This is a genomic window from Mycobacterium scrofulaceum (assembly GCF_001667885.1).
GTDB lineage: Bacteria > Actinomycetota > Actinomycetes > Mycobacteriales > Mycobacteriaceae > Mycobacterium > Mycobacterium scrofulaceum_C.
Genome location: NZ_LZJW01000170.1, coordinates 1 through 13,209, shown reverse-complemented (window position 1 = coordinate 13,209; position 13,209 = coordinate 1). Strand labels below are relative to the sequence as shown.

Annotated in this window: 14 protein-coding genes and 1 pseudogene; 8 read left to right on the top strand and 7 right to left on the bottom strand. The window is 70.1% G+C overall.

What is annotated here, in order from left to right:
* Nucleotides 1–1,570: class I tRNA ligase family protein (locus tag A5681_RS23730; RefSeq protein ID WP_156738126.1), on the top strand; the 1,570-nt coding region annotated here is incomplete at its 5' end.
* 130 nt (nt 1,571–1,700) lie between these two features.
* On the top strand, nt 1,701–2,453 hold the full coding sequence (locus A5681_RS23725; RefSeq protein ID WP_067281465.1) for a hypothetical protein: 753 nt from the start codon (nt 1,701–1,703) through the stop codon (nt 2,451–2,453).
* A gap of 11 nt (nt 2,454–2,464) precedes the next feature.
* On the opposite strand, the gene A5681_RS23720 is transcribed toward A5681_RS23725, so the two are convergent.
* Nucleotides 2,465–2,968, bottom strand: a complete 504-nt coding sequence (locus tag A5681_RS23720) for a hypothetical protein (RefSeq protein ID WP_067281458.1) — start codon at nt 2,966–2,968, stop codon at nt 2,465–2,467.
* A 49-nt stretch (nt 2,969–3,017) separates the two neighbouring features.
* On the opposite strand from A5681_RS23720, the gene A5681_RS23715 reads away from it, so the two are divergent.
* Nucleotides 3,018–4,409 (top strand): DNA polymerase IV, encoded by a 1,392-nt coding sequence (locus A5681_RS23715; RefSeq protein ID WP_197498705.1) that lies wholly within the window; start codon nt 3,018–3,020, stop codon nt 4,407–4,409.
* On the opposite strand, the gene A5681_RS23710 is transcribed toward A5681_RS23715, so the two are convergent.
* Complete coding sequence (locus A5681_RS23710; protein ID WP_067281475.1) at nt 4,374–5,300, bottom strand: asparaginase; 927 nt, start codon at nt 5,298–5,300, stop codon at nt 4,374–4,376. The two genes, A5681_RS23715 and A5681_RS23710, sit on opposite strands and share 36 nt — an antisense overlap.
* A gap of 70 nt (nt 5,301–5,370) precedes the next feature.
* On the opposite strand from A5681_RS23710, the gene lspA reads away from it, so the two are divergent.
* Both lspA and A5681_RS23700 read left to right on the top strand, forming a co-directional pair.
* Nucleotides 5,371–5,949, top strand: coding sequence for a signal peptidase II (gene lspA, locus A5681_RS23705; protein ID WP_067281452.1), 579 nt, complete (start codon nt 5,371–5,373; stop codon nt 5,947–5,949).
* Entirely contained in the window at nt 5,946–6,872 is a 927-nt protein-coding gene (locus tag A5681_RS23700; RefSeq protein ID WP_067281449.1) for an RluA family pseudouridine synthase, read from the top strand. The genes lspA and A5681_RS23700 overlap by 4 nt, the downstream gene beginning before the upstream one ends.
* A gap of 76 nt (nt 6,873–6,948) precedes the next feature.
* On the opposite strand, the gene A5681_RS23695 is transcribed toward A5681_RS23700, so the two are convergent.
* The 3 genes from A5681_RS23695 to A5681_RS23685 all read right to left on the bottom strand — a co-directional run bounded on the left by A5681_RS23695 (nt 6,949) and on the right by A5681_RS23685 (nt 9,451).
* On the bottom strand, nt 6,949–7,710 hold the full coding sequence (locus tag A5681_RS23695; protein ID WP_067281473.1) for a methyltransferase domain-containing protein: 762 nt from the start codon (nt 7,708–7,710) through the stop codon (nt 6,949–6,951).
* A gap of 21 nt (nt 7,711–7,731) precedes the next feature.
* Entirely contained in the window at nt 7,732–8,286 is a 555-nt protein-coding gene (locus A5681_RS23690; protein ID WP_067281446.1) for a VOC family protein, read from the bottom strand.
* 118 nt (nt 8,287–8,404) lie between these two features.
* Complete coding sequence (locus A5681_RS23685; protein ID WP_197498703.1) at nt 8,405–9,451, bottom strand: AraC family transcriptional regulator; 1,047 nt, start codon at nt 9,449–9,451, stop codon at nt 8,405–8,407.
* A 111-nt stretch (nt 9,452–9,562) separates the two neighbouring features.
* Here A5681_RS23685 and A5681_RS23680 point away from each other — a divergent pair, with 111 nt between their 5' ends.
* Nucleotides 9,563–10,627, top strand: a complete 1,065-nt coding sequence (locus A5681_RS23680) for an NAD(P)-dependent alcohol dehydrogenase (protein WP_067281471.1) — start codon at nt 9,563–9,565, stop codon at nt 10,625–10,627.
* A 17-nt stretch (nt 10,628–10,644) separates the two neighbouring features.
* On the opposite strand, the gene A5681_RS23675 is transcribed toward A5681_RS23680, so the two are convergent.
* Both A5681_RS23675 and A5681_RS23670 read right to left on the bottom strand, forming a co-directional pair.
* On the bottom strand, nt 10,645–11,271 hold the full coding sequence (locus tag A5681_RS23675) for a lysozyme inhibitor LprI family protein (RefSeq protein WP_067281442.1): 627 nt from the start codon (nt 11,269–11,271) through the stop codon (nt 10,645–10,647).
* A 91-nt stretch (nt 11,272–11,362) separates the two neighbouring features.
* Nucleotides 11,363–11,773: a group I truncated hemoglobin gene (locus A5681_RS23670; RefSeq protein ID WP_067281440.1), complete on the bottom strand. Its 411-nt coding sequence runs from the start codon at nt 11,771–11,773 to the stop codon at nt 11,363–11,365.
* A gap of 285 nt (nt 11,774–12,058) precedes the next feature.
* Between A5681_RS23670 and A5681_RS23665 the strand changes: the two genes are divergently transcribed.
* Nucleotides 12,059–13,099 carry an SDR family NAD(P)-dependent oxidoreductase gene (locus A5681_RS23665; RefSeq protein ID WP_067281439.1) on the top strand — a complete coding sequence of 347 codons (1,041 nt, stop codon included), beginning with the start codon at nt 12,059–12,061 and terminating at the stop codon, nt 13,097–13,099.
* 4 nt (nt 13,100–13,103) lie between these two features.
* Nucleotides 13,104–13,209, top strand: a pseudogene (locus A5681_RS27295) (SDR family NAD(P)-dependent oxidoreductase); the annotation flags it as partial.

Genomic DNA, 13,209 nt, shown 5'->3' with positions numbered 1-13,209 from the left:
CGACGAGCTGACCCGGCCCAACCCCGACGACCCGACCGGCCGCAGCACGATGCGGCGCATCCCCGACGTGCTCGACGTGTGGTTCGACTCGGGCTCGATGCCCTATGCCCAGGTGCACTACCCGTTCGAGAATGCGGACTGGTTCGACAGCCACTATCCCGGCGACTTCATCGTCGAGTACATCGGGCAGACCCGCGGCTGGTTCTACACGCTGCACGTGCTGGCGACCGCGCTGTTCGACCGGCCGTCGTTCAAAACCTGTGTCGCCCATGGGATCGTGCTGGGTTCGGACGGCCAGAAGATGAGCAAGTCGCTGCGCAACTACCCGGACGTGTCCGAGGTGTTCGACCGGGACGGCTCCGACGCGATGCGGTGGTTCCTGATGGCCTCGCCGATCCTGCGCGGCGGGAACCTGATCGTCACCGAGCAGGGCATCCGCGAGGGCGTGCGCCAGGTCCTGCTGCCGCTGTGGAACGCCTACAGCTTCCTGGCCCTCTACGCGCCGAAAGTCGGTGTCTGGCGCACCGATTCGCGGCAAGTGCTGGACCGCTACATCCTGGCCAAGCTCGCCGAACTGCGCGACAACCTCACCCAGGAAATGGACACCTGCGACATCTCCCGGGCCTGCGAGCACCTGCGCCAGTTCACCGAGGCGCTGACGAATTGGTATGTGCGACGGTCACGGTCGCGGTTCTGGGAGGAGGACCCCGACGCGATCGACACCCTGCACACCGTGCTCGAGGTGACGGCCAGGCTGGCCGCGCCGCTGCTCCCGTCGGTCACCGAGATCGTCTGGCGCGGCCTCACCGGCGGGCGCTCGGTGCATCTCACCGATTGGCCGGACGCCGAGGCGCTGCCCGCCGACCCCGACCTGGTCGCCGCGATGGACCAGGTGCGCGAGGTGTGCTCGGCCGCGTCGTCGCTGCGCAAGGCCAAGAAGCTCCGGGTCCGCCTGCCGCTGCGGAAATTGACCGTGGCCGTTGAGAATCCACGCGACCTGGAGCCGTTCGCCGACCTGATCGCCGACGAGCTCAACGTCAAGAGCGTCGAGCTGACCGACGCGATCGACACCTACGGCCGGTTCGAGCTCACGGTCAACGCCCGCGTGGCCGGGCCGCGGCTGGGCAAGGACGTGCAGGCCGCGATCAAGGCGGTCAAGGCGGGGGAGGGCGTCGTCAACCCCGACGGCACGCTGACCGCGGGGCCCGCGGTGCTGCTGCCCGAGGAGTACAGCTCCCGGCTGGTCGCCGCGGACCCGGAGTTCACCGCGGCGCTGCCCGACGGGTCCGGGCTGGTGGTGCTCGACGGCACCGTGACACCGGAGCTGGAGGCCGAGGGTTGGGCCAAAGACCGCATCCGCGAGTTGCAGGAGCTGCGCAAGTCGACCGGCCTGGACGTGTCCGACCGGATCTCGGTCGTGATGTCGGTGCCGGCCGAGCGGGCCGACTGGGCACGCACCCATCGCGACCTGATCGCCGGTGAGATCCTGGCCACCAGTTTCGAATTCGGAGAGCCGGCCGACGGCGCCGATATCGGCGACGGCGTGCGCGTGAGCATCGCCAAGGCGTAGCAGCCGTCAGGGGCGCCGGAGCTGAGGCCCGGGAAAAAGTTCCGAAAAATGTGTCCGCGCCGGCGAGGCCGGCCGCTCCTACCTGTGACGGCGGCCCACCGGGGCCGCGAGCACAGTTAAGGAACACGCCATGAGCACCATCGAAGACTTCCGGTCGACGACCTTCGCCGCCGTCCCGTACGAGGACCTCACCGCGGCCGAGGCGTGGGCATCGAGCCCGCTGGGCGACCCCGAGCTCGAGGACGGTTCGCTGTCCGGGCCAGTAGCGCCTGAGGACGCTCCGGCCACGGCCGTGACCGCGAAGCCGCGCTCGAGGGGAACGAACGCCTTGGTGGCCGGGGCCGTGGTCGCGGCCTTCGGAGCGGTCGCCGGGCTCGGACTGGTGCTCGTCGACGGGTCGAACGCCAAGGAGCACAAGCCGGCCGCCGTGGTTCCGAATTCAAATGTCAGTTCGGTGCTGCCGCAGGCGCCCAGCGCGCCGCCGCCCGTGGCGCCGGTCTCGTCCACTCCTGCCCCGGCTCCTGACGCCGGGCACGTCTCGTCCGGACCCGCCAGCGGTGGGGATGCGCCCGTCGTGATCGTGCCCACACCAGCAGCGCCACCGGCACCCGCGGCGCCCCCGGCCAATTGGGGCGCGCCGCCGCCCCCGCCCAACGCGACCGTCAACAACCCGCCGGTCATCGTGCCCGTGCCCGTTCCGGTATGGGTGCCGCCCAAGGAAGGTGGCAGTCAGCAGGGCGGCGGTCAGCAGCAGGGCGGCGGTCAGCCCGCGCCCAGCGGCCACGGGCCGATCCAGTGTTACGCCTGCCACCCCCCGCAGCCGGCGCCGCAGCAGCCGGTTCACCCGCAGCCGATCCACCCGCAACCGCTGCAGCATCCCTGAGCGGGCGGCCGCTATCGGGCCGTTCGCGAGCGCAGCGCGCGGTGGGCGTGCGGCCAGAACGGCATGCCCGCCACGACGGTCGCCCCGGTGGCAATGAGTCCGACCGCGACGTCGACGCTCTCGCGGCCATCGCTTGCCCAGTAGACGTCCTTGAGGTCTAGGAGCAGGGCGAGCTCGTCGACGATCATGGCGTTCGCGGCGCCGTACGCGACGGCCGCCGCGGGATGCCGCCGTTGCTCGTCGGTCCCGCGCAAGCCCACCGCGCCGACCGTGGCCAGCATCCCGATGCCGATGTTGTAGTGGTGAAAGTGCCTGCCGCCCATCGACATACCCCCACCCGAGGGGCCATGGCCGGCGCGGATCCAGTGCGTGAGCGCCCGCAGTCCGGCGAACGTGAGGGTGAACGACGTCCAGGCCAGCACCGTGGCCTGCTCGCCGGGTTGCAGCCGCTGGTCCCATTGCTGGCGCAGGCGCGCCCACCGCGACCTCGGTGCGTCGGTGCCGTCAGGCTCCATACCCACCGACGCTAGACCAATAGCATTCCGAAGTGTGGAGTCCCGTTGGGTGCTGCACCTGGACATGGATGCGTTCTTCGCCTCGGTCGAACAACTCACCCGGCCGACGCTGCGCGGACGGCCGGTGCTGGTCGGCGGCCTGGGCGGGCGAGGCGTGGTGGCCGGGGCCAGCTACGAAGCCCGCGTGTACGGCGCCCGCTCGGCCATGCCGATGCATCAGGCCCGCCGCATGGTCGGCGTGACCGCGGTGGTGTTGCCGCCACGCGGCGTCGTGTACGGGGTGGCGAGCCGGCGCGTCTTCGACGCCGTGCGCGGCGTGGTGCCGGTGGTCGAGCAGCTGTCCTTCGACGAGGGCTTCGGCGAACCGCCCGGCCTCGCGGGCGCGTCCGCCGAGGACGTCGAGGCGTTCTGCGAAGGCCTGCGGCGACGGGTCCGCGAGGAGACGGGCCTGATCGCGTCGGTCGGCGCCGGCTCGGGCAAGCAGATCGCCAAGATCGCGTCCGGGCTGGCGAAGCCCGACGGCATTCGGGTGGTCCGCCGCGACGAGGAACGCTCGCTGCTCGCCGGGTTGCCGGTGCGACGGCTGTGGGGCATCGGCCCGGTTGCCGAGGAGAAGCTCAACCGGCTCGGCATCGAGACGATCGGCCAGCTGGCCGCGCTGACCGACGCCGAGGCCGCCAACATCCTGGGCGCGACGATCGGCCCGGCGCTGCACCGCCTGGCCCGCGGCATCGACGACCGCCCCGTCGCCGAGCGCGCCGAGGCCAAGCAGATCAGCTCCGAATCCACCTTCGCCGTGGACCTGACCAGCCTGGAACAGCTGCGCGAGGCGATCGACCCGATCGCCGAGCACGCGCATCAGCGCCTGCTGCGCGACGGCCGCGGCGCCCGCACCGTCACCGTGAAGCTGAAGAAGTCCGACATGAGCACGCTGACCCGCTCGGCCACGCTGCCGTACGCGACGACGGAGGCCGGCGCGCTGGTCGCCGTGGCCCGGCGGCTGCTGCTCGACCCCCGCGAGATCGGGCCGATTCGCCTACTGGGCGTGGGATTTTCGGGGTTGAGCGACGTGCGGCAGGAGTCGCTGTTCCCGGACCTGGACCTGGCGGGGGAGGATCACCCCGCCGAAACGGTGGCGACCGCGACCGAGGCGATGTTCGCCGCGCCACCCGAGGAGGGCTGGCGGGTCGGCGACGACGTCACGCATCCCGAGCTCGGGCACGGCTGGGTGCAGGGCGCGGGCCACGGCGTGGTCACCGCGCGGTTCGAGACGCGCAGCTCCGGCCCCGGCCCGGCCCGCACGTTCCCCGCGGACACCGCCGAACTGAGCAAGGCCAACCCGGTCGATTCCCTGGACTGGCCGGACTACCTGGGCAAGCTGCAAGCCCTGGAAGTAAACGCGCCGTCAGCCCCAGCGGGCGATGACGTCGGCGACCGGTAGCCGCGCGGCCAGCGCCGCCATCATCAGCACCCGCGCCTGCGGCGGTCGCAGCCGGGGCACCATCACCGCGCCTGCGGCCGCCATCTCGTGGCCGGGCCCGTAGCTGGCACCGACGCGCCCGCCGGGGACGCGGGTGGACACCGCGATCGCGACGCCGGCGCGGCAGTGGCGGATCACCGCGTCGACCACCGCGTCCCCGACGTTGCCCGAACCCAGCGCCTCGAGCACCACGCCCTTCGCCCCGGCCGCCACGCAAGCGTCCAGGGCAACACCGTCGCTGCCCAGGTAGGCGGCGACGATGTCCACCCGCGGCGCCTCCGCCGCGGTCAGGTCGCCGAGCTGCGGCCGTGTCTTGGTGCCGGCCAGCGTGAGACCGCCGTTCACCGTGCCGATCACCTCACCGGCGAACCCGGTCAGGTCGTTGGTCGCGACCTTGCTCAGGCCCAGCGGCTGCAACACCCGGCCGGCGAAGCACACCAGCACGCCGAGGCCCCGCGCACGCGTGCTGCCCGCCACGGCGAGGGCCGCGCGCAGGTTGGCCGGACCGTCGGCGTCGGCGGCGTCGGCGCTGCGCATCGCACCGGTCAGCACCACGGGAACGTCGCCCGCGTGGGTGAGCTCGAGCCACAGCGCGCTCTCCTCCATGGTGTCGGTGCCGTGGGTGACCACCACGCCGTCGGCGCCGCCGTCGATCGCCGCCCGCACAGCGCCGCGGATCCGGTCCCAGTCGGCGGGCACCAGCTGCGAGCTGTCCAACGCCAGCACGTCGACGACGTCGACGTCGAGGCCGGCGGCCAGGTCGGCCGCGCCATAAGCGGGGCGATGCACGCCGTCCGCGCCGGTGCCGGTCGATATCGTGCCTCCGGTGGCGATCACGGTGAGCCGGGCCATGGTGGAATCATCGCGCACGCCAACCGCGAACATCGGCCGGCCCGCGTCGGCATTGAGGGATGATGTGAGAGTGCCCGAGGAACCATCGACTGAGCCAGCGACCTCAACCGACCAAGCCGGGGACGCGGCGGCCGCCGAGCCGCAGCGGCCGCCGAGGCGCCTGCGCCTGTTGCTTTCGGTGGCGGCGATCGTCCTGGCCCTGGATGTCGTCACCAAGGTGCTGGCCGTCAAGCTGCTGCCGCCCGGTCAGCCGGTGCCCATCATCGGCGACACGGTGACCTGGACGCTGGTCCGCAACTCCGGCGCCGCGTTCTCGATGGCGACCGGCTACACGTGGGTGCTCACCCTGATAGCGACCGGGGTGGTGGCGGGCATCTTCTGGATGGGGCGGCGGCTGGTGTCGCCCTGGTGGGCGGTCGGGCTGGGCATGATCCTCGGCGGCGCCATGGGCAACCTGGTCGACCGCTTCTTCCGCGCGCCCGGGCCGCTGCGCGGCCACGTCGTGGACTTCTTGTCGGTCGGGTGGTGGCCGGTCTTCAACGTCGCCGATCCCGCCGTGGTGGGCGGCGCGATCCTCCTGGTGGTGCTGTCGGTCTTCGGCTACGACTTCGACACGGTCGGCCGGCGGAAGGCCGACCAGCAGCGATGACGCACCGTTCCATGCCCGTCCCCGAGGGGCTGGCGGGCATGCGCGTGGACGCGGGGCTGGCCCGCCTGCTGGGGCTGTCCCGCAGCGCCGCCGCGGCGCTGGCAGAAGACGGCGGCGTGGAACTGGACGGCGTGCAGGCGGGCAAGTCCGACCGGCTGACCGGCGGAGCGTGGCTGGAGGTCCGGTTGCCCGAAGCGCCACCGCCGGTGGAGAACACGCCCGTCGAGATCGAGGGCATGACAATCCTGTATTCCGACGACGACATCGTCGCGGTCGACAAGCCCGCGGCGGTGGCCGCGCACGCGTCAGTCGGCTGGACCGGGCCGACGGTGCTCGGCGGCCTGGCCGCGGCCGGTTACCGGATCACCACGTCCGGCGTGCCCGAGCGGCAGGGCATCGTGCATCGCCTCGACGTCGGCACCTCCGGGGTGATGGTGGTGGCGCTGTCCGAGCGCGCCTACACCGTGCTGAAACGCGCGTTCAAACAGCGAACGGTGGACAAGCGCTATCACGCGCTGGTGCAGGGGCACCCCGACCCGTCGAGCGGCACGATCGACGCGCCGATCGGGCGGCACCGCGGCGGCGAGTGGAAGTTCGCGGTCACGACCAACGGCCGGCACAGCCTGACCCATTACGACACCATCGAAGCCTTCACCGCGGCCAGCCTGCTCGACGTGCACCTGGAAACCGGTCGCACGCACCAGATCCGGGTGCACTTCTCCGCGCTGCACCACCCTTGCTGCGGTGACCTCGTCTACGGTGCCGATCCGAAACTCGCGAAAAGGCTTGGGCTGGAACGACAATGGCTGCACGCCCGGTCGCTGTCGTTCGCCCATCCGGCGGACGGCAGGCGGATGGAGATCGTCAGCCCCTACCCGGCCGATCTCGAGCACGCGCTGGACGTGCTGCGCGCCGAGGGCTGATCACTCTGATGGTCGCGACCCGTCCCCCGCGCTTCGCTGGGGGTGCCCCCAGCGCCCGGCTTCGCCGCGCTTGCGATCACTCAGCCGGCTTGCGCGCCTCGACGAGCAGCCGCGTGGAGTACGCGACGAACGGCCCGTCGGCCTGGATGCGCTCGTGCAGTTGCCGCAGCCGGTCCCGGTAGGCGGCGACCGTGAAGTCCGGCACCGTCCAAATCACCTTGCGCAGGAAGTAGATAACGGCGCCGACGTCGAAGAACTCGGCCCGCATCCGTTCCATCCGGAGGTCGACGACCTCCATCCCGGCGGCCTCGGCGTCGGCGCGCTGCACGTCGGGGTGAAGTTCGGCCCATTTCTCCGGTTGTGGCCCGACAAAGTACTCGACCAGCTCCGCCATCGTCGCGGGCCCGATCTGCTGGGCGAAGTAGGTGCCGCCCGGCCGCAGCACCCGGGCGATCTCGGGCCATCGCACCTCGACGGGATGGCGGCTGGTCACCAGGTCGAAAGCGGCGTCGGCGAACGGCAGCCGCGGCCCGTCCCCGGTGACCACGACCACCACGCCGCGGGGATGCAGGCGCTGGGTGGCCAGCGCCGCGTTGGGCGGCCACGATTCCGTCGCGGCCATCGCGGGCGGAAACCGCTCCGCCCCCGCGAGCACCTCGCCGCCGCCGGTGTCGATGTCGCACGCGGCCGAAACGTTCGCCAGCCGCCGGCTCATCTGCCGCTGGTAGCCCCACGACGGGCGTTCCTCGGTGGCGCGCCCGTCCAGCCAGGAGAAGTCCCAGCCGTCGACGGGGGCGGCGTCGGCCTCGGCCACGAGGTCGTCGAATGTGCGGCCCATGTCGAGCATGCTAGGCAGCGCTCAGGGCTGGTGATCACCGGCCTTCCCGTTGAGCTGCGCCAGGGTGCTCCAGATCTGAGTTGTGCCGTGCGAATAGATTTCGACGATGTTGCCGAAGGGGTCTTCGCAGTAGCACACGAAGAAACCGACGCCGGGCGCAAACTCCCACACCGCGCTGCGTTGTCGGCCGCCGCTCTCGACGATGCGCCGCGCCAGACCTTCGACGTCGGGGTCGATCACGCAGAAGTGGAACGTTCCGGTCTTGTGCAAATAGAACTCCGTGTTTTCTTCCGCCCCGCGCTGTTCGGGCCTGGGTTCGGAGAACTCGAACAACTCCAGCCCGACACCGTTGCCCGCGTCCATCATCGCGATCCTGCCGGATACCACGTGCGGTCCCAGCATGTCCGCGACCAGCTCACCGAAGTAACCCTCGCCTGCGGTGTACTCCTGCGGCTCGTGGAGCAGTTGGAAACCGAGAATGCGTCGATACCAGTCGACGGCCGCGTCAGCGTCGGTGACGGTCACACCAACGTGAGTAATCGTTCGTGGCTGGACTTTTGCGGCCGGTGCGGTCATCGGGGTCCCCCTCGCGTCGAGTTGTGTTGCGCTTCCACTGCACCACGCGGCGAGCCCCGGACTGGTGCGATTCCCCGAAGCCGTTACTGATCCGGTCGCTTTCGGTTATCGGTCGGCCTCAGCCGGCGGACTGACCGCCGGCGTAATCGCGCGGCGTGGCGCCGAACCGGGTCCGGAACTCGCTGATGAAGTGCGACACGCTGACGTAGCCGACCCGGTGGGCGATATCGGCCACGGCCAACCGCGGGTCCAGCACAAGTTCGCGCGCCCGGTTCAGCCGCACGTCCTTCACGTACTGATAGGGCGACGAGCCGGTCACCTCGCGGAACGCTCTGGTGAACGCGGACGAGCTCAGCCCCACCTGCGCGGCCAGGGTCGCAACCGTTATCGGCTCGGCCCAATGGGTGTCGATGTACGTCAGCGCCGCGCCGATCGGATTGCCGGCCGCCTGCTGGGTGGCGAAGTGCAGCATGCGCGCAAACTGTTCCCGCTGCAACACCCGGTACACCAACTCGCGCAGGTAGAGGGGCGCCAGCACACGCCGGTCGACGCCGGTCGACAGCGACCGCACGAACCGCAGAACCGAACTCATGACTTCGTCGTCGAGTGCGGAGACCACGCACGAGTCGGTGAGCTCCCGCGCCGCCCCCGGGCCGGCGCGGCGGGTGCCCGGCATCTTCTCGGTGATGTCGCGGACGGTAGCCGGGTCCACCTCCAGCACCATGCACAGGCAGGGCTTGCTCGGCGACGCCTCGAGCACCTCGCTCTGGAATTGCAGATCGCCGTTGATCACCAGGTAATTGAACTGGTCGTAGACGTGACGCCGCCCCATCTCGATGACGGCCTTGCGGCCTTGCGCGACGAGCCCGATCGACAGCCCCCGGATCTCCTGCCACTCGGGCTCGGTGGGCTCGGTGAAGCGGTAGATCGTCAAACCCGGCCACAGGCCGACGTTCGCGCCGGGATGCGGTGCGCGGGCAGTCAATTCGGCGACAAGATCGCCGGAGGTGAGATGGTGCTCGATGTGTTCGGTGGCGGTCAGGTCGGCACCCCCTCGGCATCGGCACATCGCGGGGGCGGAACCGCTCCGCAAATAAAAGGTATCCGACGGCCGGCGCCCGCGCTGGGTGAATGCTGCCGGGCTGCGGTCGGAACGGGCAAACATCGAGCAGGAATCTTGTACCGCGGTCGCCGATGATCCGGTTGGCTTTTGATCATCCCGTCGGGCGGGACCATGGCCGGCGCTACGGCGCGGACGTCAGGAGAAATTATGTCGATGCGGGCAGCACGGATGCACGGATACAACCAGCCGCTGGAGATCGACGAGGTTCCGGTTCCCGATGTCGGGCGCGGCCAGGTCCTGATCAAGGTCGCCGCGACGGGCATGTGCCGCAGCGATTATCAACTGGTGGACGGCTACTTCCGGGACGGCCTGCCGGTGGACTTCCCGTTCATCCCCGGGCACGAGGTGGCGGGCACCGTCACCGAAGTGGGCGCCGACGTGCCGGACTCCGCCGCCGTCGGCGAAGGGGACCTTGTCGTGGTCGACCCGAACTGGGGGGACGGCACGTGCCGGCAGTGCCACGAGGGCAACCAGCAACTGTGCGCCGACGGGCAACTCGTCGGATTCGGGCCGAACGGGGGCTTCGCCGAGTACATGGTCGCTCCGTACGACCACGTGATCTCCGTTGCCGATCAGCCGAACGCCGACCCCAGGTACCTGGCCCCGCTGACCGACGCCGGTCTGACGCCGTACCGGGGCATGAAGAAGTTGCGCGACGCGGGCAAGCTCGGCGCCGGCCGCACGGTCGTGGTCAACGGCATCGGCGGTCTGGGCAGCTACGCGGTCCAATACGCCCGGCTACTCGGCGGCGGCGCCACCGTTTTCGGATTCGCCCGCAGCGATGAAAAACTGAAGGTCGCAACGGAGAACGGCGCCCATCACACCGTGAACGTCCGTGACAAGTCCGTCGAGGACGTGCAGAACGAGATCGAGGAGGTCACCGGCCGGCGGACCGTCGACGCGGTGCTGGACTGCGCCGGGTCGACCGAGTCCCTGGGATTGGCGGCCGCGATTCTCGAGACCGAGGGGGCGCTGTCGCAGGTCGGCCTCATGGGTCAGCGCGTGGAGCTCCCGCTGTTCCCGTTCGTCAGCGGAGAGAAGTCCTACTTCGGCTCGTTTTGGGGCAACTACAACGATCTCCGCGAGGTGCTCGCACTTGCCGCCCAAGGTCTGATCAAGCATCACGTGGTGCCGGTCAAACTGGACGACATCAACGAGAACCTGGAAGCGTTGGGGCGGGGCGACATCGTCGGCCGGGCGGTCGTCGTCTTCGACTGATCCGCCGGCGCGCCGAATCACGGTGCGCGGCAAACGAACTTGGTGCCGTTGAGGTCGAGCTTGACCTCGCCCTGGTGCTCCCAGTATTCCGAGCCCTGGCGCCCGTACCTGGCGCCGCTGCCGGAAGGTTCTTGGAACAGGATCTGCGGGTTGCCCTTCCAGGTGAGCACCGCCGCGGGCGGGTCGAACTCGTTGTAAAACTGCGCGGTCAACGGCCCGGTGTCAGCGGGGCACTGGTAGGTGACCACCGGCGGGCTGAGGGTTCCGGGGTCGGCGATGGCCAGCTGGTCCAGCCGCGTCTGGTACGCCTCGACCAGGCAGGTGTGCGGCTCGGGGTTCTGGGCACAGCCGTCCCGGGCGGTCGCCCAGGTCTGCTGCGCCGCGCTCAGTGCGGCCTGGTCGGCGCCGGGCCGGGCAAGCGCCTCCTGGTATGCGGCCTGGAGCCGGTGGTCGAGGTCGCTTAGGTGCGGATCCGCGCACACCTGCCGCTGGGCCGCGTTGGCCGGGTTGGCGCAGTCGAGCGGTGCCGCGGTCGGCGGGGCGGTGGTGGTGGTGGCCGACGTGGTGGTGGCCGGCGGCGGGGTCGTTTTCGGGCCGCAGGCGCTGAGCGCCAGGGCCGCGACGATGACGGCGAGCAGTCGCATCCCTGCTGACTACCGCCTGCCGGGCGCACCGTCGGCGCGACACGCCGAGTTCCCCGCCTCGGCCGCGACGGCCGCTGTCTCGGCGGTCCGGTCAGACCGTGGCCGTGTTGGCCTCGCCGGTGGCGATCTCGGGGGCCAGCGGCGCGATCGCGCCGATGATCTCGGTGGCCGTTTCGGGCGGCACCCCGGCCGCGGCCAGCGCGTCCGACAGGTGCCCGGCCACCAGGTTGAAGTGGTACATGGTGATCCCGCGTCCCTGGTGCACTTGCTTCATCGGCGCGCCGGTGTAGGGCTCGGGCCCCCCGAGCGCGGCGGCGAAGAACTCGACCTGCTTGCCCTTGAGGCGGTTCATGTTGGTCCCGGTGAAAAAGCCCGCGAGCTGGTCATCGGCAAGCACACGGACGTAGAAGTCCTCGACCACGACCTCGATCGCCTCGTGCCCGCCGATCCGGTCGTAGACGGTGACCGGCTGCGGCTTGCGGAAGCGTGCCAGAATTTTCATAACACCGATTGGAACATTTCGGCGTTGCCCCCCAGTTAGTTCACAATCACGCTCGGATGTCCTTGCGTAACAACCGGATTGCCCGCTCATGACGGTCGCGGCCGCCCTTGCGTGAGATGTGCGGCGCGCGTTACCTGCCGGAAATCTGCATCGAGCCGGGGCACTGATGTCCTAGGTTGGTTTTATGACTCGCGTCACAACATTCACACAGCCCCGCAAGGCGGTCGTGGTCAACGGGCAGGCCAGTTGCGGTCGGGGGGCCGACACCATCAGGAGCGAAAGCCAATGAATCTGGGCGACATCACCAACCTGGTCGAAAAGCCGCTCGCCAACTTGGTGGAGAAGCCGCTCGCGGCGGTGTCCCACATCGTCAACACCCCCAACTCCGCGGGCCGCTACCGGCCGTTCTACCTGAGAAACCTGCTCGACGCCGTGCAGGGGCGCACGCTCGACGAGGCGGTCAACGGCAAGACCGTCCTGATCACGGGGGGATCGTCGGGCATCGGGGAGGCCGCCGCGAAGCGGATCGCGGAGGCGGGCGGCGCGGTGGTGCTGGTCGCGCGCACCCGGGAGAACCTCGAGAAGGTGGCCGACGAGATCCGCGGCAACGGCGGCACCGCCCACGTCTACCCGTGCGACCTGTCCGACATGGACGCGATCGCCGCGATGGCCGACCAGGTGCTCAGCGACCTGGGCGGCGTCGACATCCTGATCAACAACGCGGGGCGATCCATCCGGCGCTCGCTGGAGCTGTCCTACGACCGGATCCACGACTACCAGCGGACCATGCAGCTGAACTACCTGGGCGCGGTCCAGCTGATCCTCAAGTTCATCCCGGGGATGCGGGAGCGCGGCTTCGGCCACATCATCAACGTCTCGTCGGTCGGGGTGCAGACCCGCGCGCCGCGGTTCGGCGCCTACATCGCCAGCAAGTCCGCGCTGGACAGCCTGTGTGATTCCCTGCAGGCCGAGACGGTCAACGACGGCGTCAAGTTCACCACCGTGCACATGGCCCTGGTGCGCACGCCGATGATCAGCCCGACCACGCTCTACGACAAGTTCCCGGCGCTGACGCCGGACCAGGCGGCCGGGGTGATCGCTGACGCCATCGTGCACCGGCCCCGGCGGGCCAGCTCGCCGTTCGGCCAGTTCGCCGCCGTCGCCGACGCGGTGAACCCGGCGGTGATGGACCGGGTGCGCAACCGCGCGTTCGCCATGTTCGGTGACTCCGAGGCCGCCAGGGGTGACGAATCACCAAGCGATTCACCGCAATTCGACAAACGAAGCGAGACGTTTGTGCGGGCGACCCGCGGGATACATTGGTGACATCATGAGCCTTCCCAAACCCGACATTCAAACCACCGTCGTGATCACCGGCGCCTCGTCCGGCATCGGCGCCGAACTGGCTCGCGGGCTGGCCCGGCGGGGCTTCCCGC